This window comes from Saltatorellus ferox, from assembly GCA_007751475.1.
In the GTDB taxonomy this organism is placed as follows: Bacteria; Planctomycetota; UBA1135; order UBA1135.
On record CP036434.1, the window covers coordinates 2,489,471 to 2,515,152 of the forward strand.

Sequence of the window (25,682 nt, forward strand, 5' to 3'; positions counted from 1 at the left end):
GATGGCGCTCTCTCCCCGAACTCTCCGGGCGCGACCCCCTCAAGGCATCACCTCGGCCAGCGTGCGCCCATGGGCGTCTGCCCACACCGTGATCTGTACTTCGAAACCGAGTCGTCGGCACTCTGGCCGGTGGAGCAAAGATTGGACCGGGATGACGAGCGCGCCGAGGGGCGTGACCCCCAGCCCGGGGCCCATCGGCCGAGACTCCCTCCGCGGTCCAGGGTCGTGCGAGAGATCGGTCAGCGCGTTCAGGTGGTGCAGCGGATTCTGCGAGACGCAGAGGCTATTCGGGTCGTGGTCGAGGAGCCCCGACGCATGGGGGTGAGGCTCGCCGGTGAGCAGCTCGACCTCCAGGCCGCGACCGGTCCAGGCCTGGACGATCGACGCGGCGACCGAAACGGCGACTTCGAACGCTGCGGCGGCGCGCGAGGACATTCCGCCCGCTCCGCTCGGAAAGCAAAGGATGACGCTCGCGCTGTCGTTCGTGAGTCTCGGGCGTTCGACGGCAGTCCAGCGCGCTCGCCGAAGGCTGGAGCGCAGATGGAGGTCGCGCACGGAGTCGCCGTGCCTCGCGTCTCGCAGGGAAACCGGTAGACCTTGCCCGCGGGCGAGGTGTCTCTGCGTGGCTTCGTTCTCCCGGGCGAGCACCTGCCGCAGGACGCGGCGCGCGTCGATGTCGCGGTCCGGCATCAGCCGAGGGAGCGCGATCAAGAGCGCCTCGACCCCGAGCGAGCGGCTCGCGGTGACGAGACCGAAGGGGTACCCAGAGCTGATGAGGAGCCTGAGGCCCTCCGAGCGCCCGCGAACCGGAACGCGCAGCGGAAGCTCCAGCGGATAGCCCTCGCGACGGCGCCCGATGGCCGCGATGAGGAGTCGAGGGGCGCGCTCGCGTGATGCGCGGTCATCGCTCGCGCGAACGAGGGCGACCGTGACGAGTCTTGCCGCTCGCCTGGTGACGAGCCGCGTGCCGACGCCGACCGTCTTTCCAGCATGAACGGTGATCCTGGACGGAGTGTGCACGCGCTCGATGGCCAGGACCTGCCGGCGCGCGAGCCAGGGCGCCAGAATCAAAACGCTGAGGCCGAAGCTCACCACGAGCCAGGCGAGCTCCATGCCGGCGAGCGCCGCGGGTGTCGCGCCTATCACGGTGGCGAGGAGGATGCCCATCCCCGCACCGAACGACAGTCGAATGGGCCCCGCCTCCATGGAATCGTGCCGCGCTACCGCTCGATCGCGCCGTCCCGGGAGAGCCGCGGAACCGGAATCGTTCGGATGATCTGCAGGAGGAGCGAGGCGCTGTCCGATCGGCCGTCGTAGCCTGCTTCGGCCGGGACGAGGCGGTGGGCCAGTACGGGAACGATCAGCTCGAAGACGTCTTCGGGAATCACGTGGTCGCGCCCTTCCAGAAGAGCGCGGGCCCGCGCTGCGCGGTCCAGATCGAGGGCTGCGCGGGGACTGACTCCGAGGAGGAAGGGGGACGTGCGGAGGCTTTCGACTTCCTGGTCCAGGTGCGGAGCGCCCGCCGTTCGCGTCGCCGCGACGAGGTCGAGGAGGTAGTCGAGGATCGGCTCGGCGACCGTGATGTGATCGACGGCGGCCATCGCGTCGCGGATCGCGTCACGGACGGAGGGCGCCGAGGCGCTGCCGATGAGTGCGTCCAGGGGATCCCGGGAGCGGCGGTCGCGCATCAGCTGGCGCTCCGCGTCGCGATGGGGGTAGCCGGGCGAGAGGCGCATCATGAAGCGGTCGAGCTGCGACTCCGGCAACGGGAAGGTACCCGCGAACTCGATCGGATTCTGCGTGGCGATCACGAAGAACGGCCATGGGAGAGGGTGACGCTCCCCTTCGATCGTGACGGCGCGCTCGGCCATGGCTTCCAGCAGCGCCGATTGCGTTCTCGGTGGAGTGCGATTGAGCTCGTCCGCGAGCAACAGCTCGCTGAAGACGGGGCCGGGGAGGAAGCGGAAATGCGCCCTTCCACGGCTCGCGTCCGGCGCGGAATCCAGCGCAGGATAGGACGCCCCCGTGAGGTCCTGTGGCAGGAGGTCCGAGGTCATCTGGATACGCTGGAGGCCGAGCCCGCTCGCGACCGCCAGGGCCTTGGCCAGCGTGGTCTTGCCCGTGCCCGGCACGTCCTCCAGGAGCAGGTGCCCGCCTGCGATCAGGCATGTGACGGCGTTGCGGAGAACCTCCTCCTTGCCCTGGATGACCCGGCCCAGGGAGGCCAGCAACGGGGCGAGGCGGGCGGGTAGATCGGCCGAGACCTCAGCCGGGAATTTCTTTCCGGGGACCGGACTGTGCTCGGCCACCGGGTGGGTGGGGCTTCCGTCTGGGGACTCATCAGGCTCCATTGCCGCACTCTACCCGTGCTCTGTCCCAGGTCACTCAAGTTTGGGGCTGATGTGGTCGAAGGCCGTATCGAAAGTGCGTCTCCGCAGCTGGTCCCTGTTCTCGAATTCACTGCGCTGAAGCCGCTTTCTTCCCCGCGATGTCGCAGCCTCCTCCTCCCATGAGTTTTCACGATCCAGAAGCGGACGTTGCCGCTGCCGAGCGGCGTTCCCAGACACGCAATGATTCGGAGCAGCGAGGTCGGATCAGCTTGCAGGCCGGGGATGTGGACGTCCGGGTCGAGAATGAATCTCCTGCGGGGCTCTTCGTGGTCCTCGATGAGGCGCTGGAGGTGGACGTACGCTGGCAGACCGACGAAGGGGAGCGCCGTTCGCGGGCGCGACTGAAGCGTGTGACGACGCTGCCCGGGCAGCAGAGCGGCTGGGGCCTCGAGCTGATTGGCCAGGAGCGGTGCGCGTGAGCCCGTTCAGATCCGGTGCGGGGGCAGGCCGCACTCTCAGGCAGCGCATGGTCGTCAGCGTGGTGCTGGGGTCGGCCCTGTTCCTTGGGGTCACCGTGCTGCTGCGCGCCTCCATCCAGGGGAAGTCGGACTCGCTGGAGGGGGCGGTCCAGGCCAAGCTCGGAGCCGAGGATGGGCTCTTCGAGGTCGAGCGTCAGGTCAGTTCGCTGCATCGTCGTCTGGCGAAGTGGCGCTCCGAAGCGTACTCGGTCAGCGGGGTCGCGCAGGGGCTCGAGCCTTTCTGGCAGACGCTCCAGGCGAATACGGACCTTCGGCCTGACGAAACGCTTGCGCTCGTCTCTCCGACGGGCGAGATGTTGGCCGCCGTGGGGCCGCTCGCGAGCGATCCACGCGAACTCAATTCCCTGCTGCGCATCCGCGCTCTCGTCGGACGAACGGGCTCCGCCGGCCTTCGGTCTGGCATGGTCCTGCCCGGTCCAGAGCCGACGATCGGCGTCTCCGTACCCGTCCACGAGGTCAGCGCAGGGGAAGGCAACCCCGTGGGCAGTCTCCCCGGCGCCAGCCCGCGCGTCGTGCTCATCAGCTCGTTCGAGTCGCGCGGCGGTAGGATGCGCGACGACGACATCGCGCTGACTTTCTACCCGCTCCACGGCGACGGTCTTCCGCCGGAGCTGGCCCACGTTCCGGCCAAGCTCTGGCGTCAGAACGGCATGTTCGAGGAGCCGTCCGATGACGGCGCCCGATCGTTCCGTGCCGTCGAGGATGCCTCCGAGCGCCCGACGTTCCTCCTGGTCGCCCAGGCACGCCAGCCAGTCTCCGGCGTCTTCGGACCCGCCATGGGGGACAGCCTCATCTGGGAAGTCCTCGCGATTCTCGTCACGCTTCTCCTGAGCGTCCGGTTCGTGAACCGCGATATCCTCAAGCCGCTGCTCGGCATGGAGCGCCATGCTTCGAGGCTCGCGCGCACCGAGCATGGCCGCCTCGAGTTTCACTCGCGCGAGGACGGCGAGATCGGTGCGCTCGCGAGATCTCTCGACGAGATGCTGCACAAGATCCAGGCAGATCGCTCGGAGTTCGTTCGCAGCGCCCGGATCGCCGGCATGTCGGACGTCTCGATGGGCGTGGTGCATAGCGCTGGCAACATTCTCAATAGCGTCAACGTTTCCACCAAGCTCCTCGCGAAGGAGCTCGGCGAGATCGGGATCAGCGACCTGAGGGCCATGATTGCCGAGCTCAAGGATCATCAGGACGACCTCGCCACCTACGTGACCGAAGACCCGAACGGCAAGTTCCTGCTGCCGTTCCTCTTCGCGACCACGGAAGCGCTCGACGATCTGCGGACGCGCTGTCTCGTGGAGCTCGAGTCCGTCGAGCATGGCGTCGGTCACGTGATCGATCTGATCCGTAGCCAGGAGAAGTACGCCATCGGCGCGGCGGTCGTGGAGTCGACCAGCATCGAGGCGGTGATCGATCAGGCGCTGAACATCGCGACGCTTGCGGGTGAAGACGCCAGCGAGATTCACATCGAGCGTTCCTACTCCCGTATCGGCGAGGTCTTCATCGACCGCCACAAGCTGACGAGCATCCTGATCAACATCATCTCCAACGCCGTGGAGGCTCTGAATAGCGCGGACGTCAAGGAGAAGCGGCTAGAGCTCGCGCTCTACCCCATGACCGATGACCGCTTCGTGATCGAAGTGATGGACACCGGCGTGGGGATCGCGCCGGAGAACCTCGACCTGATCTTCACGGCGGCGTTCTCGACCAAGAAGAACTCCTCCGGTCAGGGACTCCACACGACCGCCAACCTCTGCAAGGAGCTCGGCATCGCCATCGGGACCGTGAGCGAAGGCGAGGGCTTCGGAAGCGTCTTCAAGCTGCGGGTTCCATATTCGCCCCCGGACGGGATTCAGGAGGCCGGGCGGGCCGTCGAACCTGGGAGCGGCGCGCACGGCCAAACCGTCGCCGGTGGCGCGGAAGGCAGCGGCCAGGCGCTGGCCGGGCAGGGTCCGTCTTCGGCTGGCACGCCCGGATCCGCCACCGACGGAACTGCGCTCGAGGATCCGGCCCCGGCGCTGCCCTCGGATTCAGAGGGGGGGTCGGGCCAGATCAGCGAGGAGCGATCCTGGAGCAGCCACTCGGAGCGAGGGGATCTGTACCGGGACAACAGCTACCGAGATCGGAAGCCGTTCTGACCCGGAGCGCTTCCGGTGATGGCACTCCTTTATCGGCACCCTGTGGCCGCGGACTCCCGGGCGGCGGAATGGACTACTTGTCGAAGACGTTCGTCTCGCTCGGGCTGATCCGTTCCTCCACGGTCTCCACCGTCAGGTCCAGCCCCTCCAGGTCGAGGTCCCCCTGGTGATGGTCTCCCGCGGCAAGGCGTTCGCCGGCGGCGTCCTGTCCACTGGCACTCTGCCCGGCGGCACCCGAGGTCACGTCAGCGGCGCCTGCAGCACGGCCAGCGCCAGAGGCATTCGATTTCTGTTCACGATTCACGGCCATGGGATCTCGTCCTGGTGTTCTGGCGTTCAGCGAACGGCGGCGTAGTCCGTCTCGTTCTCGACGCGTAGTGCGCCGAGTCTATGGAGTTCCGCGGCGAACGTCCGGACCTTCTCCAGCGCTTCCTCGGAGGCGCCGCGGTCGCGGCTCCGCTCCAGCAGCGCGCCGAGGCTTCCTGCGGCCTCCAGCGCCTTCAGCACCTTGAGCCCATCCGGACGCACTTCGATGAACTCTCCGTTCTCGGGGTCGTAGAGAAGCACGCGGTCGGTCGGCGGGAGAGGCTTCAGCCTCTCCGCGGCCACGGCCTCGGCGTCCTTCACGAAGCGCCCGGTGAGGAAGTCGGGACGAGCCGCGCGCGCCAGCGGATCACCCATCGTCCGGACCGCGTCCGAGTGGCTGAAGGCCAGGGGGACGGAGGCGAGACCAGGGCTCACGCTGAGTCCGTCCTCCGCGCCGCGCGCCGTCCGTGAGTTCGTTCGATCGATGCAGCGCTCGACGAACTGGTCCGGCGTCGTGCCGTTCGCCAGGTGGAGGAAGTAGTGGCTCTTCTGCATGAAGTAGAAGATGTTGTCGCCGGAGAAGATCGGGAGGTTGCGCCGGAACGACGCCATCATCTCCTCGAACATCTCCGCCGCCTCTTCCTGGGTCATGCCGGACTCGCAGACGTAGTCGTGGTAGAGCGCCAGGTCCCCGTCGGCCTCCAGCACGCGGATGCCGAACTCGTCCGGCTGCTTGTAGGTCTTCGCGACCTCGTCGATGTGAAAGGTCTGAAGCGAAACCTCGCGCACGATGTCCCGATGCTCCTCCAGGAACCGCAGGGTTTCGCGCGCCTCTTCGCGGGTCTCCGTCGGGAAGCCGACCATCGCGTAGAACGTCACCGAGATATCCGCTTGCGTGCAGCTCCGTGCGACCTCGACGACGGACTTGAGGCTCTGCCCCTTCATCATCAGCTTCAGGAGCCTCTTGACCGACGTCTCGAAGCCGAAGAGCAGCTTCCGGCAGCCCGACTCGTAGAGCCGCTTCGCGCCCTCGTCGTTGTACGCCTTCGGCTCGATCCGCGCGTCGGCCCACCAGGTGATCCCGGCCTTCGTCTCGATCAGCCTCTCGGGGAGGTCCTGGATCATCCCCGGCGGCATGCAGTCGGTGATGAAGTTGAAGTGGGTCGAGCCGTACCGGTCCCGCAGGATCGCGACGTGCTCCGCGATGGTCTCGGCCTTGCGCGTGCGGTAGCCGGGACCGATGACGGTCGGCAGGGTGCAGAACGTGCACTCGCCGTAGTAGCAGCCGCGGTTCACGTCGTAGGGGATGACGAGATCCGGCGAGAAGTACTTGTCGAGGGGCAGCCCGTCGAGGTCCGGGGGGGGCGCGGCGTCGAGCTTGATCGGGTGGGCAGGCGTGTTCCGCCTCGACTTCGGGGTACCGCTTTCTCTGCGGTCCCACCACGCGAGGCTACCGATCTCACCGAGGTCCGACTCGCCGCGAAGAAGAGCATCGCAAAGCATCGTGAGCGGCCGCTCGCCCTCGTGAAAGATCATGGAGTCCATGCACTCCGCCATGCCCGGGACCGACATGACCTTCTCGCCGATGTAGGCGAGGAAGCCGCCGCCCATGGTCATGTGGCACTCCGGCAGCGCCGCCTTCACCATGCGACCCAGCGTGAGCGCGGGGATGAGCTGGCTGCCGTAGAGGACCGAGAGCCCGAGCACGCGTGGTCGCTGCTCCATGATCCGGGGCAGAATCACGTCGCGATAGAACGCGATGAAGGGGTTTTGCTCCTCGTCCAGCGTCGCCGCGAGCACCTCTTCGGAGCGCTCGTTCGAGTACGCCATCGTGAAGTTGTGGGGCGTCAGCTCGCTCGGATAGTGCGCCGCGGAGATCAGCCGCAGCCCGTGGTACAGCGTGCGCGTCGCCGGGATGTAGCGGTCTGGATTCCAGAAGCCGCGCTCGGCCTTGATGGGCGTGTCCTGCCCGCGAAGGACCCGCTTGGCCTCATCGATCCCTGCGATGAGGGCCTCCGCCGAAACGGTGCTCTCTGCCGCAGCCCGCCACGCACGCATCGACTCGAAGTCGAGTTCGTCGGCCTCGAAGCTCGCGAGCGGGATGCGCTCCTGCACGCGATCGCGGGCCGCCTTCAGGGAGGCGGGGGAGAGGAAATGGTCGAACGCCTCGACGGAGAGGTCCATCTGCTCGACGGCTCCGTACCCCGACTGGTGCAACCAGGCCTTCAGGCAAGGGAGCGCCAGGTGAGGCTGCGTCCAGTGCCCCTGCGGCGGAAACGCGAGCAGGACCGGGAACTCGGCGGCTCCCTCGGGGATCTGGCGCGGCTCGCCGGCCTGGGTCTTGTCGTCGCTGCGCTGAATCATCGGGAAATCGTGTCGCCTGGAACGGTGTAGGAGAGGACGCCGGACTGTACGAGATTCCGCACGGCATGTTGAGCTTTGTCGGAGGAGAGCATGGCCTCGAGCGCGTCCTGGCTGGCCTCCGGCGCGACGACCGCGTCGATCAGTCGCGTGACGCCGGAGCCGAGGCGAAGCGTGCGCACCCCGCCGAGCCTTCCGGGTGCGCTCACCGGCGCCGCCACGGCGTAGGTCTGTGGCGCATCGGGCGCAGCGATGGGGGATGGCGCGGACGCCGCTTCCACGCGGCGGCCGGCCCGTTCATCGAGGCACCGAGAAAGATGGGCGGTCCACTCGGTCAGCGGGAGCTTCGAAGTGAACAGCTCGGCGTTGAGCCGGTAGCGACCGGGAACCGCGCGGCGCGCGCCCCTGGCCCCGACGCGAACGAGTGCCGTCTCCCACGCGAGCAGTTCGTCGATGATGGCCGGCGTCTCCACCGAGCAGGAACGATCGGCGGCGGCGCGCTCCCGGGCAAACGTCTCGAACGTGCGCCCGTCCCGGCGCCAGGCTCTCGCCAGCTCCAGTGCGCCGCATGAACCATCGGCCATGAGCTGGGCAAAGGTCCGCGGGAAGCGCATGAGGACCTTCGGGAAGTCGAGGCTCAGGAACGTCAGTTCCCGGAGACGGTCTTCCTCGTAGGGGAGCAGCGACCAGGTCGAGAACAGGTCGGGATGAGCTTCGATCAGGGCGCGCTCCCGCGCGGAAAGACCCGCTCCCAGCGCCATGTCTGGCGGGATGCCTTCGACGGGTCGCGATACGGCGGCGAACTCCTCGCCGAGCGCGCAGCCGGGCTGGGGATTCACGAGATGCAGCGACAGGTTGACCCCGGCTCGCAGCGCTGCCGCGGCGCAGAAGGTCAACGATTCGTCGAGCTCTGCGTCGGTCTCGCCGGGGAGCCCGAGGATCAAGGAGAGGATCGGAGTGATACCCGCCGCGGCGCAGTCGTCCACGACGCCGAGGAGGTCGATCGTCTCGGCCATGCCCTTCTGATTGCGTGCCCGCACGCTCGGCGAGGCGGACTCGATCCCCAGCAGCACGCGGTCGCAGCCCGCTCGGCCCATGGCCAGAAGGAGCTCTGCGTCGAGATGGTCCGCGCGCGCGCGGACTTCCCACGGGATCTGGATTTGCTCCGCGATCATACGTTCCGTGAACGCCATCGCGTGCTTGCGGTCCGCGCCGAAGATGTCGTGGCACAGGTAGGCGCGCCGGGCGCCGGGGATCCCGCGGAGTTCGGCGATCTCCTGGACGAGGCGCTCCGGAGGCAGCGGCCGAGAGCGCCGGCTCCACGTTCGGCCGATCGAGCAGAACGAGCAGTCGTAGACGCAGCCTCGGCCCGAGTCCAGGGGAACGAGCCCGTCTTCCTCGCCGGTGACCGCCTTGTACTCGGTGATCGTGGGAAGCAGGTCCCAGGCGTAGCGCGGGAGCGTGCCGAGGTCCTGGATCATCGCTCGATCCGGCGTGCGCTTCGGCGTGCCGTCGGGGCCCCTGTAGGTCACGCCGTCCACTTCGAAGGGCGTGTCACGGCGGCGCAGCGCATCGGCCATCTGGACCACGGTGACCTCGCCTTCACCACGGACGATCCCGTCGATCCACGGGAACCGCTCGAGGATCCAGTGGTCGGTGCCGTTGACGCCCGGGCCGCCGAGAACGAAGGGCACTCCGGGCCAGAGGGGTCGCAGCTCCCGCGCGATCTCCAGCGCAATGGGGAGGGTGGCGCCCATCACGGACAGGCCGAAGAGGTCGGGCTGCCCTCTCGGGAGAAGGTACTTCGCCGCCGACACGGCGAGCTCCTCTCCGCCCGCGATGGCGCCCGTCGCCAGGCGATGGGCGAGGTCCTCCAGCGCTGGCTGATGACCGGCGTCGCGCAGAGCGCCGCCAAGTCGCAGGAGCCCGGGGGGCGGCATCGAATAGCCGAACGTATCAGCGTGGGGTGCGGAGACGAGGAGGATCTTCAAGTGGGGCGGCAAGCAGCAGGAAAGGGGGACCTGGTCCGGGAGGGACCTTCAAGTTCTGCAGGAGCGAACGCAGTGGGTGCAGGCGCACCGCGGTTACGATTCCCGTGGATGCTTCAGAAGAGCGCACTTACTCCCGGGGTGGAATACGGCGGCCGGCCCGAAGTGCCTACGAAATCGCCAGGTTTTCTCCTGGGCCTTTCGTTCCTTGCCGTGATCGCAGCGCTCCACGTCGTCTGGCTCGTCCTGGAGGGTGTCGGGCCGGTGGACGACGACTACATCGTTTACCGCTACGCCCGCCAGTGGCTGGGGACCGGCACGCTCGCTTTCAATGATACGGGGCCGGGAAGCGCCGCCTGGTCGTCCGAGGGATTCACGTCGCCGCTCTGGCTTCTCCTCTGCACGCTCGCCGAGGCGCTCGGCGTTCGACCCGGCCTCTGGACGCCCGCGGTCGGGGCCTTCTCGTCGGCGCTCACCGCAGCTTTCGTCGGACTCGCCGCGCGGCGCGCCTGCCGCCGTGCGGTCGCGGGGGCCCCTGCTCAGGCCAGCGAAACGTGGGGGCTGGCGGCAGCGGCTCTGATGACGGTTTCCCCGTCGCTTTCCTGGCACGCGGTTTCCGGACTCGGGACGGTGCCGATGGCGGCTGCCGTGGCCGTCGGACTCTGGGCGGCTAGCGCGCGCCGACCCGCCGCTTTCGGAGCCGCCATGGTGATCGCCGTCTGGTTTCGCATGGAAGCGCTGCTCGTCGCGCTGCCGGTCGGACTCCTCGTGGCGCAGGGTGGCTCTTGCGACATCGCGTCTGCCCGTGCGAAGCGCTACCTGACGTGGCTCGCGCCGGTGGCCCTCTCCGCGGCCGTTCTCATGCTGCTTCGGTGGCAGCTCTTCCATCGCTGGCTGCCGGCCACCTACTTCGCCAAGCGGCTCCCGCTCGCCGAGGAGCTCGGCTACGGCGCCCGCTATCTCGTGCGCTCGACGCTGGAAGGTGGGCTTCCGCTGCTGGGGCTGATCGCCATCGCCGGGATGGGGGATCGGAGGCTCACCCTCTTCGTCCGTGGACTCGGCGTCGTCTCGCTGCTGGCGCTTTCCTACGTCGTTTCCTGCGGCGGCGACTGGATGGTGTACGGTCGCTTCCTGGTGCCGTTCGCTCCGGCGTTCGTTCTGGGTGCCACCGGCGTCGTCGCTGGCGCCCACCACCGGGCCGTCCGCTTCGCCGGTGCGACGGCGATGCTGGTGCTCGTGCTCGCGGGTCTGCGGCCCGAGGTTCGCTCGCAGGCGATCTTCGAGCACCGCTTCTTCGAGGCGTGGTGGCTGCGCGTGGGCGACGAGCTTCGAGCGCGAGCCCCCGAGGACGCGAGCGTGGCGGTCTCGCCGATCGGCGCCATCGGCTGGCGCTCGAAGCTCTCGATCATCGACATCCTAGGACTGACGCACGATGCGTTCCTGGACCTCGCGCCGGACCTCGAGGGGGTCGAGGTCAAGGGGCATCATCGGCACAGCGGGGCGTGGGTGCTGGATCAGGAGCCGACCTACCTGCTCCTCGGCAACGCCGTGGTGCAGCCGGGCGCCGGATCGCTCGACGTGAATCCCTGGGAGCGCGACATCGTGGCAGACCCGCGATTTCGGCGCGACTACGTGCGGGAGTCCGCCTGGGTCGATGAGCCGGATGGTTCCCGTCGGCCGTTGCCGTACTTCCGCCGATCGAGCGCGCCGCCCCTCACCAGGGCGTCGAAGTAGGCGAGCGATTCACGGACTCCGGTCTTGGCGTAGGGTTCTGTTAGGGTTACAAAGCCCTACCATGGCGCAGGACGTTCAGGACAAGCTCAAGATTCTCGCCGATGCGGCGAAGTACGACGCCTCCTGCGCGAGCAGCGGCGTCAAGCGCTCCAACGGCGGCAAGGGTGTGGGCAACGCGACGGGCTCGGGGATCTGCCACAGCTACACCCCCGACGGTCGCTGCGTTTCGCTCCTGAAGATCCTGCTCACCAACCGCTGCATCTACGACTGCCGCTACTGCGTGAACCGCGTGTCCAACGACGTGCCGCGGGCCGCCTTCACGGTCGAGGAGGTCGTCAGGCTCACGATCGAGTTCTACCGGCGGAACTACATCGAGGGGCTCTTCCTGAGTTCCGGCGTGACGATGAGCTCCGATCGCACCATGGATCTGCTCGCCGAGGTCGCGCGGAAGCTGCGGGAGGAAGAGGACTTCCACGGCTACATCCACCTGAAGGGAGTGGTGGGGGCCTCGACCGAAGCGCTGGAGAAGGCGGGGCGCTATGCGGATCGCGTCAGTGCGAACATCGAGCTGCCTCTGCAGTCGGACCTCGACCGCCTCGCGCCTGAGAAGTCGATCGACGAGGCGGAGGGAGCGATGCGATTCCTGAAAGAGGGGATCGACGAGAGTCGCGCTCGCGCGAGCCGTCCGAGCATCCAGTCGACGAACTCGGGGCCGCGTCGACAGAGTCGGCCGCCGCGCCGTTTCGCGCCCGCCGGGCAGAGCACGCAGATGATCGTCGGGGCGACTCCGTCCAGCGACTCCAGCGTGCTCTCGACGGCGGATCGACTCTACCGCAGCCATGGCCTTCGGCGGGTCTATTACACCGCCTACAGCCCCATCCCGAATGCGCACCAGGACCTGCCGCTGGAGCCCCGCGTGACGGACTTCGTGGGTGGCAGTCCCCCTGCACTCGTTCGCGAGCACAGGCTCTACCAGGCCGACTGGCTCCTGCGCTTCTACGGCTTCACGATCGACGAGGTCGTGACCCGAGGCGACGGCAATCTCGAACTCGAGATCGACCCGAAGATGGCGTGGGCGCTCGCTCACCGGGAGTTCTTTCCGGTCGACGTGAATCGTGCGCCCAGGGAAGCGCTGCTGCGGGTGCCAGGTCTTGGAACCCGATCGGTCGAGAAGATCCTGAAGGCTCGGGCGAGGCGTAGGCTGCGCGAGGTGGACCTGCGCCAGCTGAGGGCGCCGATTCGACGGGTGATGCCCTTCATCGTCGCGGCGGACACCTGGGAGGTCGCGGCCCGGTCGCTGGATGGGGAGGGGCTCGCAGGCGACGTGCGGAAGGACGGACAGCAGCTGCTTCTGTTCGAAGCAGCGGCCTCTGCGCGTTCGGGGCAGGTCTGAGGATGAGGGGCGCAAGGTCGATTCGGATTGTCCTCGACGGGACCCTGGATCACTGGCGATCGGTGGTTCGAGGGCTCGTCGCCGAGCACGTGGAGCCGGAGCGAGTGACCTGGTGCGACGGGACGCGGGAGCAGATCGAGCCTACCACCGCGGAGGGCGGGCTTTTCGATGGAGCTCCCGGCGTCGGGTCGCTCGTTCCCACCGCCCCCCTCGAAGCTCCCGCGCTTCGACTTCCGCGCGCGTTCGTCGATAGGCTTCGAGTGGTCCACTGTTTTCGCTCGCCGGAGATGTGGGCTGTCGCCTATCGGCTGCTCTTTCGGATCGTGGACGGCGAGCGTGATCTCCTCGACGATCCGCTCGACCCCGACGTGGTGTCCTTTCACCGGATGGAGAAGGCGATCCGGAGGGACGCCCACAAGATGCATGCGTTCGTGCGCTTTCGACGCGTCGAGTCGGCCGGGGATCGCGGAGGCGAACGCTTCGTGGCGTGGTACGAGCCGTCCCACTTGATCGTTCACCGGGAGGCAGACTTCTTTCGCCGCCGTTTTCCGTCGATGGACTGGTCGATCCTGACGCCCGATGGGTGCGCGCACTGGGACGGAGCGGAGGTCTCTTTCACGTCGGGCGTTCCGCGTTCGGACGCTCCGCTGACGGACGAGCTGGAACCTTACTGGTGCACCTACTACGCGTCGATCTTCAATCCGGCGCGGGTGAAGCTGAAGGCCATGACGGCGGAGATGCCGAAGAAGTTCTGGCACACGCTGCCCGAGACCGCGCAGATCCCCGAGCTGCTCAGCGCCGTTCCGGCGCGGCTCGAGGAGATGCGGCAAACGTCGCGGCGCACGGCGGATTCCGCGCTTCCGTTCGTGCCCCAGGGAGTGCCCCAGGGAGTATCCGTCGAAGCGCTTCGCGAGGCCGTCTCTGACTGCGAGGGCTGCGAGCTCTTCCGCGATCACACGCGGCCGGTGCTCAGCGAGGGGCCCGAGGGCGCAAAGCTGGTCTTGCTGGGTGAGCAGCCTGGTGACATGGAGGAGCGAGCGGGGCGACCGTTCGTGGGACCGGCGGGGGAGGTCCTGAACGCCGCCCTCGAGGTCGCTCTGGCGGGTTCCGGTCTGTCGCGCGCGGATCTTTACCTGACGAACACCGTGAAGCACTTTCGGCACGAGATCGACGTGCGGCCCGGCGAACGAGGCAAGCGGCGCCTGCACAAGCGGCCCACCATCGAGCACGTGTCGCGCTGCCAGCCCTGGCTGGACGCCGAGATGCTGCGGGTTCGTCCCGAGGTCCTCGTTTGCCTCGGGGTGACGGCGGCGCGAGCGGTCTTCGGGCCTACGTTTCGCTCGCCTCTCGCGGGCGAGCCGCCCGTCGAACGCAGCTCACGCTACGCGCTCAAGACGGTGGTGACGTTTCACCCGGCCGCGATTCTGCGCGCGACGGCGAGGGCCGAGGCGGACCGCATGCGCGACCATCTGATCGCTGCGCTCGCTCTGGCGCGCGCGGGGATGGAAGGAGCATGAGAGCGGCCCGCGATCACCCGTCGGGTGATCGCGGGCCGCTTGATTCGGGGCTTGCCTCGGCCCCACGGGCGTCGGCCAAGGCCTCGACTCGCCAGGAAGGCTACTGGCGCATACGCGGCGCGCTCAGGCGACGGGTGATCACGAGACCGCTATCCGCGGTGATCGAGAGGGCGCGTGCTCCTCGGCCGTCGTAGTTGACCTGGGTACCCATGGGAGCCAGGAGTCCGACGTCCGCGGCGACGATGCCGCCGTTGACGTGCAGCTTGCCGTTCGTGAGGTTGGTGTCGCTACCTGGCGTCATGCCGATGATGGCGTTGGCGCTGTAGAGCGTCGCGTTGACCTCGAAGGTCTTGTCGCCGCCGGGCTTCCCGTTGAGGGCGTGATGGATCACGTCCGCCATGACCTCTTCGGAGATCCAGCCGTCCTTCGGGCCGATCGACGAGATCACGGCTTTCGGAGTCCGGTCCGGGTTGTAGAGGATCGAATCCCTCGTGTTGTCGGGGTTCGCGATCGTGAGCTTGCTCGTGTCCCAGGTTCCGTCGTCGTTGCCTGCGCGCTCGTCGCTGACCCAGTGCTCGGTGGCAGGATCGAAGTAGCCCTTCTTGTTGAAGATTGGCACCTTGGTATCCTCCGAGAAGCTGTAGTAGCGCGGAGTGTGCAGGGAGTTGTACTTCGGGTTGTCCACCTGGGGAGTGACCCAGGCCATGATCGGGTCGATGCGGGTGAGCATTCTGCCCGTGTTGACCGTCCGAGTCTTCCAGACCTTCCTGGTGCCGCTCTGGACCTTGACCTTCTTGTCGACCCAGACGAAGTAGTCCTTCACCCTCGTGGTGGTGGTCTTCGTGTACGGAGCAGGAAGACCGTTCGACGTGGTGACGTTCTTGTAGTACCACTTCTTCGTCTTCTCGCCGTTCGGGACCCACTTGTAAGTGGGCACTTCCTGCTGGTACCGCTCGGTCGTCGTTTCCGGGTACTCGACGGTCTTCTCGCCCGTCTGGATGTACTCGCTCTTCCCGGGCAGGGTCGGCTGGGTCTTGATCCACTCCATGCGGTTGAAGATCGCCAGCTCGTCCATCGTGAAGTTGAAGCTGCCGCTCGTCGTTCCGTCGGCCGGATCGCCCTTGCCCCAGGCGCGGTGGAAGTAATCGCCCATGACGATGTTTCCGCCGGCCGCGATGGCCAGACTGTTCTCCGTGCCGTCGCTCGCCATGCCGTAGGTACGGCTCGTGCCGCTGCCGCCGTCCGCGTAGAGAACGTCTCCAGGGATGTATACGTTGCCGCGCGCCTTGATCGAGCCGCTGCCCTTCACGTAGCCGGAGATGATGACGTCTCCGTCGATGGCCACCTGGCCGTCCAGGATGATCGGATCGTTCTTCGTGCCGTGCAGGTAGACGTTGCCCTGGGTGATGCCGCTGATGCTCGGGTCGGACCCGTTCTTCATGGCGGCCCACTCGTTGGACCTGTCGATCTTGTCCCCGTACGGGATGACCGAGATGTCGCCGCCAGCCAGCTTGCCGTTCGAGCCGAGGACGGTGGAGTAGAACTCCGTGTCGTCGATCACGCCGTTGTCGGCAAGATCCGTCCGGGGCTGACCCGTGGCAGGATCGTAGCCCCCGTCGTCAGGGAACGGAGACGGGAACGAGGTGGGCAGGTTGTAATCCGTGAGGTCGATGTTCTCGTAGAAGTCGAGGAACATGTTGGCGCTCGACGACGGCGAGTTTGGATCGAAAATATCCAGGCCGCCGTAGAGGGCGTTGCCGAAGATGTCTTCCATGATCTTCTCGACGCTACCACCAGCCGAGGGTGCGGCACCCTCGAGGTTGAACGCGGACCAGTCGCTGATCTCGTGTCCGTCCCCGAGCAGCGCGTCCGCTCCGATCAGCATGACGCCCGCGACCTTGCTGTCCGGGTCGGCGCGGAAGTGAATGCTCTCGATCGTGCCGACCTTGACGCTGTCGAAGCTCCCCGCCAGCATGCCGTTGGTGTTGTAGAATCGCTCCGCGCTGTCGATGTTCGTATGGCAGAGGAGGCAGTTGATGTTGTTCGCGAGGAGCGCGTAGTCCAGTCCGTCCCACTCGGGGGCCGCGATCTGGAAGACTTCCTGGATCGAGCTGCGCCGCTCGCGCGTCGAGCCGTCCTTGCCGCGGCGCGTCACGGCGTCCACTTCGATCACGATGTCGGTGGAATCCCAGTTGTCGACGCGATAGACGTCGAGGCGCTCGATCTCGACGCCGTCGATCTCGAACCGACCTTCCTTGTTGGCGGCCAGCCCCACGCTATCGATGTACTTCGAACCCTTGGGGTTCACGGCCTCCGACTGGTTGGACATTCCCTGGGATTCCAGGTGGGTGCGAAGCCTCCAGAGCTGCTCCTGGCCCTGGGCGATGGCCTCGAAATCGCCCCAGATGTCCGCGATGGCGATCGAGGCGGCGTTCTGTGCCGCCGCGCGGACCCTGAATGCATCGCTGTCCGCGACGTTCGCGCGACTCGTTTCCACGCTCGTTCCGACGAATGCCACCATCAGTGACATCATGAGGATCGCAATGGGGACAACCGCAAAGAGTGCGGTGCCGCGCTGGTCCCCTCGCGGCTGATACTCATGTCTTCGAAATCTCTGGCGGCTCATCTTGGTCTCCCTTCGGCTCCTCTGGATCGGATGGGACGCTGCACACCGGCGCCCCGCATCCGATTCGGCGGAAGCGAGAGTCCAACTTGCATCGATCTTGACCCGGCGACTCATCGGGCGCGCCGTTCCGGGACTTTGGACCGATTCGTCCCGAATCAGCGCTCTTTCTGTTCCAGAGCGCGACGCAGTAGGTCGCCCAGCTTCGTACTCGCGCCCGGCGGTGGAGCCTCGGACGCGCCCATCACCCGCGCCACCTCGGGCGACTGGCGGATGATCTCGAAGGCGCGCGAGGTCTCCGCCTCGTCTCGCTCGATGGCGCGGCCATGGTCGTGGGTCAGGGAGAACGCGATGCGCTCGATGTCGACGTCGAGCTCCATGATGCGGGCGGATCGTTGATCTCCGCGCAGGAGGCCGCGCCCCGGCGCGAGGCCCGCGCACTCGGAGATCGGGACGATGCCTTCGATGCCCGGCAAGAGCCTCGCCACCGCGCCGAAGGTGCCGACCCGCACGAGTTCGACGGGGACGATCTGCCCTTCCCAGTGCTCTCGCTCGACGCGTATCCAGGGGCTCTCCTGGGTTTGCTTCAGGCCGAGGCCGATCCGCTTGCCGCCCTGGCGAACGTAGAGCACGCGCGCCTCCACGACCTCGCCCTTCGACACCACGTCCGAGGGATGGTCGACACGGTCGACCGAGAGGTTCGATATATGGCAGAGTCCCTCGCGGCCGTTGCCGAAGCGAATGAAAACGCCGTAGGCTTCGATGCGGCTGACTCGGCCCTGGATCGTCTGGCCGGGTACGACCGAGTTCGGTGCACCGCCGTCCCGCTGCATCTGCAAGACCGCCTTGCGTGAGACGATGGCGCGCTGCTTGTCGTCATCCACATCCATCACGAGGACGACCACGGCGCGCCCGAGGAGCGCCTTGCGATCGCGCGACCGGCGAACGCCGCTCGCCGAGAAGGGCATGTAGGCGTGGAGCTGGCCGATCTTCAGCTGGAAGCCGTCGTGGGTGAGCCCGGTGACCCGTCCCGTGATCAGGCTGCCTTCCTCCAGATCCTCCCAGACCTCGAGCGTCTCTTCCTCGGCGAGGTTCAGGATCCAGAGCGCGTCTTCACGGCCGCGCAGGGTGAAGCGACGGACCTCACCGACCTTCGGGGTGCGCTGGAACGCGCGCACGTCGATGACACCCTGCTTGCGGACGCCGAGTTCGACGAAGACATCGTTCCCGCTGAGGCCGACGACGGTTCCCTCCACGACCTCCAGGGTGTGGGCGCCGCGCTCCTTGAGCTCGCCGCGGGCCTCGGCCTCGCGCAGGGACTTCGGGCGAAAGCGTGACATTCAGGTAGGTCAGAATCGGGGCTGGTCTCGGCGGGATTCGGGGACCCAGCGCTCGCTCTCGTAGACCCCGACTCGACGGAGTTCGTCGGCCAAAACCACGCGGTTGATGGTCATGTAGTGGAATCCGCTGCGCACGAGGCCCTCGGCCGCCTCGTGGCCGTCCATGGAGCGGTATCGGCTGGCAAGTCGACGCATCCCGAAGAAGCCGAGCACAGCGAGTACGGGATCCAGGAGCCGGCGCGCCCAGGTCTCCAGCGGGCGGGACTCCGGGCGGTCCGGGCCGGTGATGAGTGGCGCCCGGCAGAGGGTGAAGGGGAGTCCGCTCTTGCGCAGGTACTGCTCGGCGCGGCCGCGGGCGGCGAGGTAGTCGCCGCGGGCCTCTGGATCGGCGCCCATGGAGGACAGGTAGACCATTCGCGGGCCGAGACCGGGGTCGCCCTCGAGGCGAGCGGCAGCGTCGGCGAATTTGCGGGTGATCCCGAGGTCCACGGTTTCGTACGGATCCCGGATCCCCTCGGACCTGGCGCGCCGGGCCGTCGTGCCGTGGCAGAGGAAGACATGGGTGGGTCCATGGCGCTCCAGGAGCGCCGCGATCGGCTCCGGCTCCAGCGCGCATTCCTCGATGCGGACGCGGTCGTCGCCGGAGAAGGCGGTCTCGAGGCGAAAGCGTCCCGATGATCCAGGGCGGACATGGGCGATCACCTTCTGCACACGCTCCATGGCGGCGGCGGCCCTGACGGTCTCCAGCCCCACGTAGCCCGTGGCTCCGATGACGAGTACGACAGGATCGGCGGGAAGCATGACAGAAGCGTAGCAGGCGGCTTCGCTAAGTCGGCTCACCGACCTATTCTTCCTTCATGCCTCAAGGACTCATCCCCTGGATCATGCTGCCGCTCGTCGGCGCCCTCATCGGATACGTGACCAATCGCCTCGCCGTTCACATGATCTTCCGGCCCGTCGAGCCGAAGCGCTTCCTGGGGATGACCTTCCAGGGGCTCGTGCCGCGGCGCCAGGCGGACCTGGCGAAGAGCATCGGGGGCGTCGTGGGGGACCACCTCGTGCGGCCCGAGGACCTGCGGGGCGCTCTGGATCAAGTGGACCTCGAGGGCGTGGTGGATCGCGCGCTGGACAAGGGGCTCGGCGCCAAGCTCGCGGAACTCCGGAAGCTCCCCCTCGTCGGGAGCTTCCTCACGGACGAGCGCGTGAATGAGCTGCGCCGACACGCCGTCCAGGGGATCGTGAAGAACAAGGACGACATCGCCGACGCCCTCCAGCAGGGCCTGGAGAAAGGCGTGAACGTACACGCGCTCGTCGAGGCCAAGGTCAAGGCCTTCCCGGTGACCCGCATGGAGGAGCTGATTCTCCAGGTGGCCTCGCGGGAGCTGAAGTCGATCGAGATCCTGGGCGGCGTGCTGGGCGGGATCGTCGGCCTCGTTCAGGCGGGCCTCCTGGCGCTTCTTTGATTCTCCTGCCTGGTTCCTCCCTGCGCTGATTCGAGACCGGCCGTACCATCATGGATTCGGACCCTATCCGGGGCTTTTTCGCGGCTTTTCCGGAGCCGGCGAAACTCCTTCCGCCCGGTTGGTCGACGTCAGGGGAGGACTTCATGTCCCGCTCCAACGAATCGCAGGAGGCCTCGTCCCCGGAGACCTCCGCACACCACGCTTTGCCGTTCATGTACCTCTTCTCGCAGAGTCCAGCCTGCCGCTGGCGAGATCCCCTGGGGGCCACCCTCGTGGCCCTGCTGTTGGCTGGATGCTCCGACCCGGCTCCCTCCTCGGCTCCCTCCTCGGGTCGCGACGGGGCCAGCGTGGCCGCCAGGGCGGAATTCACCGCGTCGGAAGCCGCCGGGAGTGGGCGGGTGGAGCTTCCCGAGATCGAGCGCCTCTATCGCGGCCCCACCGACAACGAAAATTTGGCGGACACGCTGGATGGTTGGCTGGGGACGATCGCGAACAAGGTGCGCATTCGTGACTTCGACGGCATCACGACGGCGTTCACGGAAGAGTTCCAGGGGGAGCGCCTCTTCCCCGAATCGGGGGCCACGGTCGAGGGCGACGCGACGGGAGAGGAAGCCCTGCCGATGGGAGTCCGCAGCCTCCTGGCCGATCCCCCGGTAGAGGTGCTGACGCGCGACGCCTTCATGGCGGACCTCGAGGAGAATCTCAGCGCATGGTCCCGGGTGTCGCAGTCGAGCTGGCGCCTCGCGGACGTTCAGTTCCAGCACTTCAAGCTCGGCGAGACGGTCGAGTGGGGCATCGGCAAGCTGCGCATTCACATCGTCGGTCATCCCGAGAATCCATCGGGGACGGCGGAGAGCGGAGGCACGGTCGTGCTGAACGCCCTCGCCACGGCGCTGGTGGAGAACAGGGAAGGGCGCTGGGTCATCAGTCGATTCCGGGTCGACGAGCGTGAACTGCTGGTCCACTCTGGCTCGATCTACTCGGAGGTCAGCCGTGCCGTCGGCGTCGCCTACGACGGGCTTCGGTTCGGCGAACCCGGCAACGACGATGTCGCCTGGAATGGGATGGCGTCGGCCGATGTCGACGGCGACGGGTTGCTGGATGTCTATCTCCCCGGGGAAGCACAGGGGTTTCTCTATCGAGCCACGGGGAAAGGGACCTTCCAGGAGGAAGCGGCGGCGCGGGGTCTCGCGGCCACGCGGGGCGGGACGGGCGCGGTGTTCTTCGACTACGACCGGGATGGCGATCAGGATCTGGCGGTGGCCTTCGTCGGGTGGCGCGAACTCGACGATTCGCTCGCCGGGCGGCCAATCTCGATCTTCGAGAACGATGGCACCGGGCACTTCACCGATGTGACGAAGGCGATGGGTCTTTGGCCGATCCGCATCCCCGCGTACTCCCTCACCGCCTTTGACGCCGATGGTGACGGCTGGACCGATCTCTTCGCCTGCGGGTACGGCCGCATGGAAGACAAGACGAACAACAGCTGGAACGAGGCTTCGAACGGAGCGAGCGACCTGATGCTGCGCAACGATGGGGGCGAGCGCTTTCGGGACGTCACCGAGGCCTCTGGCCTGTCGGACCGCCGGTGGAGCTACGCCAGCGCCGCCGCCGACTACGACGAGGACGGCGACATCGACCTCTACGTCGGCAACAACTTCGGTACGAGCCGCCTCTGGCGAAACCGCGGTGATGGCACCTTCGAAGACGTCGCCGAAGAGCTGGGCGTGAACGTTCAGGGCAACGTGATGGGGGTGCTCTGGACCGATGTCGACGGCGACGGGCGGCTCGATCTGTACCTCTCCAGCCCGACGTCGACCTCGGGCAAGCGTATCCTCCACGGGGTCGAGCGCGACTTTGGCCAGGGAGCGGCACGCGGGATGATGCAGATGGCGAACGGGAACAAGCTGTTCCTCGGGCGTCTCGTGGATCCGCTCGCAGCGGGAGGAGAGGGCGCAACCGAAGAGCAAGGCGCCGCGGACGGTGGATCCGCCGAGCCGCCGGCGAAGATCGCGTCGTTCGTGAAGGGCGACATGGGAGGAACGAGCGCGGGCTGGTCCTGGTCGGCTGCGTCCCCGGACGTGGACCTCGACGGGCACCTCGATATCGTCTGCGTGAACGGCTTCGTGACCGGTGAGATCACCGGAGACACATGAAGTGCCTTCTGGCGCCGCGTGGTGGCGACAACACTTTTGGAGGGCGCCGAGTTTGCGCCGGGAATCGACGAGCACCCTGGGCACGATCAGGCACCGGACAGGGACCTGCACCCGTGGGCGCGCGAGATGTATCGCCGCGGGTTCAACTTCAACGGCGGTGAGCGCAACAAGCTGTTCCTCGGCACCGGGTCCGAGCTGGTGGACGTGTCGGACTTCTCGGAGGCGAATTCGCCGCTCGACGGGCGCGGACTCGTGGCTGCGGACTTCGATGACGACGGCGATGTGGATCTCTTCGTTCACAACATCCAGCGCGAGCGACATCACCTGTTCCGCAACGAGGTCAACCCGGGTGCCGGCGGCTTCGTCAGCCTGAGCCTGTTCAGCGAGGCGAGGGAGCCGATCGGCGCGACCGTTTACGTGACGCCCGAGGGGGCCGGTGCTCCGACCGCGCAGGTCCTGTCCAGGGGATCCGGCTATGCGTCTTGCCAGCCCAATTCGCTGGTGTTCGGCCTCGGGGAGGCGAAGTCGGCGCGAGTCAGCGTCCGCTGGCCCTACGGCGCCGTCGAGGACTTCGGCGTCCTCGCGGGAGGATCGCGCGCGCGATTGATGGAGGGCTCAGGGAAGGCAGAGCTTCGGCCGCGCGCTCGCTGCGCCTCGCTGGCGGATCCTCTGCCGCCCGGCCTCAAGCTGGCGCTCGGTGCCCGGGTTCCGGTTCTCCTCTTCGAAGGCTCGGACGGCGGGCGGCATCGCCTCGATCCCGAGGCGATCACGAAAGATGGGCCGGTGACGATCGAGGTCTGGGCGTCTTACTGCAGGCCCTGCGTCGAGAAATTCCCCGAGCTGATCAGGCGCCACGGGGAGGGGGAGCGGATCATCGCGCTCAGCGTGGACATGCCTTCGGAGCGGGCCAGAGCGGAAAGGCTCTTGCTCGGGGCCGGCGTGTCGTTTCCGAATTTTTTCCTCGTGATGGACGACGAGGGGAACGAGACCGGCTTCGACACCATGATCGACCTCATGCGGCTTCCGATTCCGACCGAGCTGACCCTGCACCCTGGGGGCATCCTCGGAGGGGTCAGGACCGGTCGGGCGGAGCGGTAACCCGGGCTTCTGTCTCATGCTGGATCGCCGCTTCGGTCGAAGGAAGCCCTGGGTGTGCCCCCGCCCTCGTTTGCCCTTTCCTACCCCTGTCCCTGGCCGCGCGCTCCCATGATCCGCAGCACCGTATTCGCACTCACGCTTCTTCTCCTCGCCTCCAGCTGCTCGACGGCCCAGGGCCCGAGGCTGGCCAGCATCGCTCCCGTGATCAACGCGACGCTCCGCCAGGGCGAGAACGTCATCGAGCCGGGCGACCTCATCCAGATCCGTCTGATCTCCGAGGATTCACCCGGTGTCGGAGCGGTGTCCACGGACCCGGCGTTCCAGCTCAACCAGGACATTCGCGTCCAGGCGGATGGACGTGCGTCGTTCATCGGACTGGATGACATGCCGGTGGCGGGTCTCTTGCCCGCGGTTCTGGACGAGATCCTCACGGGGCGCTACACGGGGCTCCTGGACGAGGAGCCGATTCTCAGCGTCGTGGTCGCCGAACAGGCGGCCCGGACGGTGACGGTGTTCGGTGAGGTGCTCAGGCCCGGCCTCGTCGTCGTCCCGCCGGACGGGCATCTGACGCTGGTGGACGCGCTGGGTCGCGCTGGCGGTCCGTCGACGCGGACCGCGTGGCTGTCGAGTACGCTGCTGGTGCGCTGGGATCCGGAGACGGAGACCCAGATGGCGTGGAAGATCGACGCCCGGAGGAAGTTCTGGGATTCTGAAGAAACCGTCATTCTTCAGCCGCGCGACATCCTTTGGGTGCCTAACACGAACATCGATCACATCGCAATCGCCATCGACAACTTCGTGCGTCGTATGATCCCGCTTCCGAACATCGTCGCTCCGATCAACTGATCCGCACGTCTCCGGATCAGGCTGGCCACTTTCGCCGAAAGGGCAGGTCGATCCGGTCCGACTATCCGGGAATGGCGAGCGGAACCCCCTACAAGAAATCGAACGTGGACGACTTCGCACATGCACAGCTGGACCTCGACGAGGCCAAGAATCCTTTTGATCTGAAGGTTCTGGTTCTCTACGCGGTGGCGCGCTTCCGTGGCCTGATCCTGGCCCTCGGGATCCTTGGCGCCATCCTGGGACTCTTTGCCGGTGCCGCGCAGCCGAACGTGTACTCGTCCCTGACGAAGCTGCACTTCGAGCCGAGCGTTCGTCAGCTGATCCGAGAGGAGCAGGCGTGGGGCGTCGAGACGGGTGAGGTTCGGATCAACGCGAACACCGCGATTCTGGAGGAGCTGGAGCTCCTCAAGGATCCGAGCATCCTCGAGGCGGTAGTCGACAAGATCGGGGCGCGTGAGATCCTTCGCGTTGCGGATCCGAGCTCCGCCGACGGACCAGGTACGTCGATGCCGGTCCGGCTCATGCACTCGCTTCAGGCGGGGTTGATTCGTCTGAAGGGGCTCGACGATCCGTTTCCGGAGGGGCCGGAGTCGGAAGCCAAGGTGGCTGCCTACGATCGGCTGAAGGCCAACGTGATGATCGCCAACCAGCGCAGCACGCAGATCATCGACGTCAAGTACTCGGATTCGTCGCCGGCCAAAGCGAAGCAGATCCTCGACGAGATCATCACGCAGATGCGCGCCCGTCACCTGACGGCGTTCTCGGCGCGAGGCAGCCTCGATATCGTTCGCGAGAACCAGAACCTCGCGTTCCAGGAACTCAGCAAGGCGAAGAACGATCTCAACGAGTTCAAGGCGCAGTGCGGCTTCCACGACCTGGAGAACGAGTGGGCGCAGTGCAACGAGGAGATCCTCATGCGCGAGCGCGAACTCTCGGACATGCACGCCGAGCGCGGGGCGCTCCTCGGCAAGGTGAAGAGCCTCTCGAAGGACCTCGGCATCGGAGTCTCGGCCGAGGATGAGGTCGTGGCGGACGGCGTGAACGCCCAGGGGGAAGAGGTGCGTGGGGGCAGGGTGCTCAACCCGGCGTACACCCGGCTGAGGCGTCAGCTGGAGGACGCGCAAGGGGACCTTCGCGACCTTCAGAACCTGAACTCGGATCCGACTCCAGGGAGTCTTCCCTGGCGCGCCCAGGGCAAGCTCACCAACCTGATCGCGCAGCTGGAGAACGACCTGCAGGGCACAGACCCCTACGGCAAGGTGGACGGCATCCTCGGCGATGGTCTGGATGATTCGCGCTCGGAGACGCTCACGCTCCTCTCGGTGGCGCGCGGCGAGCTCGAGGGCTTGATCAACAAGATCGAGACGACCGAGGAACGTATCGCCGAGCTGGAGGAACGAAGGCTCGCGATGGAGGAGTGCGAGGTCGAGTACAACCAGAGCCTCCAGGCCGCCGAGATGATCAAGCTCAAGGTGGACACGCTGGCGGCCCAGGAGCGCCAGCTCACCGGTCTCGCCTACATGGACGACGACCGGCGCTCGGAGCTCAAGGTGTTCCTTCCGGCGCGCCTCGCCAAGGACAAGGAAGGGCCCCAGCGCAGCAAGCCGCTCCTGATCGGGCTCATCGGCGGCATGGTGCTCGGCATCGGCATCGCCATTCTCAGGCAGCTCCTCGAGCGCAACGTGCGCTACCAGGAAACCGTCGAGAACTCGCTCGGACTGCGCGTGCTTTGCGTGGTGCCGGATCTCTCGTCGAATCCTGGCTTCGGCCGCAAGGGCGCCTCCGGGAAGCCAGCCGCCAAGGACCCGTCCACGAAGGGAGCGGCCTGACGGCCCGCTGGATCCCCATGAGCC

Annotated in this window: 18 protein-coding genes; 10 read left to right on the forward strand and 8 right to left on the reverse strand. The window is 67.0% G+C overall.

Annotated elements, in window-relative coordinates:
- Positions 1 to 39 precede the first annotated feature (39 nt).
- Entirely contained in the window at positions 40 to 1,167 is a 1,128-nt protein-coding gene (locus Poly30_RS08885) for a DUF58 domain-containing protein (RefSeq protein ID WP_145196382.1), read from the reverse strand.
- A 53-nt stretch (positions 1,168 to 1,220) separates the two neighbouring features.
- Entirely contained in the window at positions 1,221 to 2,231 is a 1,011-nt protein-coding gene (locus Poly30_RS08890) for an AAA family ATPase (protein WP_419191145.1), read from the reverse strand.
- A 278-nt stretch (positions 2,232 to 2,509) separates the two neighbouring features.
- Between Poly30_RS08890 and Poly30_RS08895 the strand changes: the two genes are divergently transcribed.
- Both Poly30_RS08895 and Poly30_RS08900 read left to right on the forward strand, forming a co-directional pair.
- The gene (locus tag Poly30_RS08895; RefSeq protein WP_145196384.1) at positions 2,510 to 2,809 is read left to right on the forward strand and encodes a hypothetical protein; all 300 of its coding nucleotides are present in this window, start codon (positions 2,510 to 2,512) and stop codon (positions 2,807 to 2,809) included.
- Entirely contained in the window at positions 2,806 to 5,004 is a 2,199-nt protein-coding gene (locus tag Poly30_RS08900; RefSeq protein WP_419191146.1) for an ATP-binding protein, read from the forward strand. The genes Poly30_RS08895 and Poly30_RS08900 overlap by 4 nt, the downstream gene beginning before the upstream one ends.
- A 73-nt stretch (positions 5,005 to 5,077) precedes the next feature.
- On the opposite strand, the gene Poly30_RS08905 is transcribed toward Poly30_RS08900, so the two are convergent.
- Genes Poly30_RS08905 through Poly30_RS08915 form a run of 3 tightly spaced genes read right to left on the reverse strand, consistent with a single transcriptional unit; the run spans position 5,078 to position 9,662 of the window.
- Positions 5,078 to 5,308, reverse strand: coding sequence for a hypothetical protein (locus tag Poly30_RS08905; RefSeq protein ID WP_145196388.1), 231 nt, complete (start codon positions 5,306 to 5,308; stop codon positions 5,078 to 5,080).
- A gap of 32 nt (positions 5,309 to 5,340) precedes the next feature.
- Entirely contained in the window at positions 5,341 to 7,674 is a 2,334-nt protein-coding gene (locus tag Poly30_RS08910; protein ID WP_145196391.1) for a B12-binding domain-containing radical SAM protein, read from the reverse strand.
- Positions 7,671 to 9,662, reverse strand: a complete 1,992-nt coding sequence (locus Poly30_RS08915; protein ID WP_145196392.1) for a B12-binding domain-containing radical SAM protein — start codon at positions 9,660 to 9,662, stop codon at positions 7,671 to 7,673. The genes Poly30_RS08910 and Poly30_RS08915 overlap by 4 nt, the downstream gene beginning before the upstream one ends.
- 210 nt (positions 9,663 to 9,872) lie before the next feature.
- Here Poly30_RS08915 and Poly30_RS08920 point away from each other — a divergent pair, with 210 nt between their 5' ends.
- From Poly30_RS08920 to Poly30_RS08930, 3 genes are all read left to right on the forward strand, one after another.
- Entirely contained in the window at positions 9,873 to 11,393 is a 1,521-nt protein-coding gene (locus Poly30_RS08920) for a hypothetical protein (RefSeq protein ID WP_145196394.1), read from the forward strand.
- A 61-nt stretch (positions 11,394 to 11,454) separates the two neighbouring features.
- Positions 11,455 to 12,786, forward strand: coding sequence for a putative DNA modification/repair radical SAM protein (locus Poly30_RS08925; RefSeq protein ID WP_145196397.1), 1,332 nt, complete (start codon positions 11,455 to 11,457; stop codon positions 12,784 to 12,786).
- Between the two features lie 2 nt (positions 12,787 to 12,788).
- Positions 12,789 to 14,303: a UdgX family uracil-DNA binding protein gene (locus Poly30_RS08930; protein ID WP_145196399.1), complete on the forward strand. Its 1,515-nt coding sequence runs from the start codon at positions 12,789 to 12,791 to the stop codon at positions 14,301 to 14,303.
- A 100-nt stretch (positions 14,304 to 14,403) separates the two neighbouring features.
- Here Poly30_RS08930 and Poly30_RS08935 read toward each other — a convergent pair whose 3' ends face one another.
- From Poly30_RS08935 to Poly30_RS08945, 3 genes are all read right to left on the reverse strand, one after another.
- The gene (locus tag Poly30_RS08935; RefSeq protein WP_145196401.1) at positions 14,404 to 16,824 is read right to left on the reverse strand and encodes a hypothetical protein; all 2,421 of its coding nucleotides are present in this window, start codon (positions 16,822 to 16,824) and stop codon (positions 14,404 to 14,406) included.
- A gap of 260 nt (positions 16,825 to 17,084) precedes the next feature.
- Positions 17,085 to 18,266, reverse strand: coding sequence for a S1 RNA-binding domain-containing protein (locus Poly30_RS08940; protein WP_145196403.1), 1,182 nt, complete (start codon positions 18,264 to 18,266; stop codon positions 17,085 to 17,087).
- Between the two features lie 9 nt (positions 18,267 to 18,275).
- A complete protein-coding gene (locus Poly30_RS08945) occupies positions 18,276 to 19,067 on the reverse strand; it encodes an NAD(P)H-binding protein (protein ID WP_145196405.1) in 792 nt (263 codons plus the stop codon).
- A gap of 56 nt (positions 19,068 to 19,123) precedes the next feature.
- Here Poly30_RS08945 and Poly30_RS08950 point away from each other — a divergent pair, with 56 nt between their 5' ends.
- The 5 genes from Poly30_RS08950 (at position 19,124) to Poly30_RS08970 (ending at position 25,658) form a co-directional block, all read left to right on the forward strand.
- The gene (locus Poly30_RS08950; protein WP_145196407.1) at positions 19,124 to 19,729 is read left to right on the forward strand and encodes a DUF445 domain-containing protein; all 606 of its coding nucleotides are present in this window, start codon (positions 19,124 to 19,126) and stop codon (positions 19,727 to 19,729) included.
- A 143-nt stretch (positions 19,730 to 19,872) separates the two neighbouring features.
- Positions 19,873 to 21,885, forward strand: a complete 2,013-nt coding sequence (locus Poly30_RS08955) for an FG-GAP repeat domain-containing protein (protein ID WP_419191147.1) — start codon at positions 19,873 to 19,875, stop codon at positions 21,883 to 21,885.
- A 21-nt stretch (positions 21,886 to 21,906) separates the two neighbouring features.
- Complete coding sequence (locus Poly30_RS08960) at positions 21,907 to 22,983, forward strand: ASPIC/UnbV domain-containing protein (protein ID WP_145196410.1); 1,077 nt, start codon at positions 21,907 to 21,909, stop codon at positions 22,981 to 22,983.
- 108 nt (positions 22,984 to 23,091) lie between these two features.
- Positions 23,092 to 23,829: a polysaccharide biosynthesis/export family protein gene (locus tag Poly30_RS08965; RefSeq protein ID WP_145196412.1), complete on the forward strand. Its 738-nt coding sequence runs from the start codon at positions 23,092 to 23,094 to the stop codon at positions 23,827 to 23,829.
- Positions 23,830 to 23,900: 71 nt separating this feature from the next.
- Positions 23,901 to 25,658, forward strand: coding sequence for a GumC family protein (locus Poly30_RS08970; protein WP_145196414.1), 1,758 nt, complete (start codon positions 23,901 to 23,903; stop codon positions 25,656 to 25,658).
- The last annotated feature ends 24 nt before the right edge of the window (positions 25,659 to 25,682 follow it).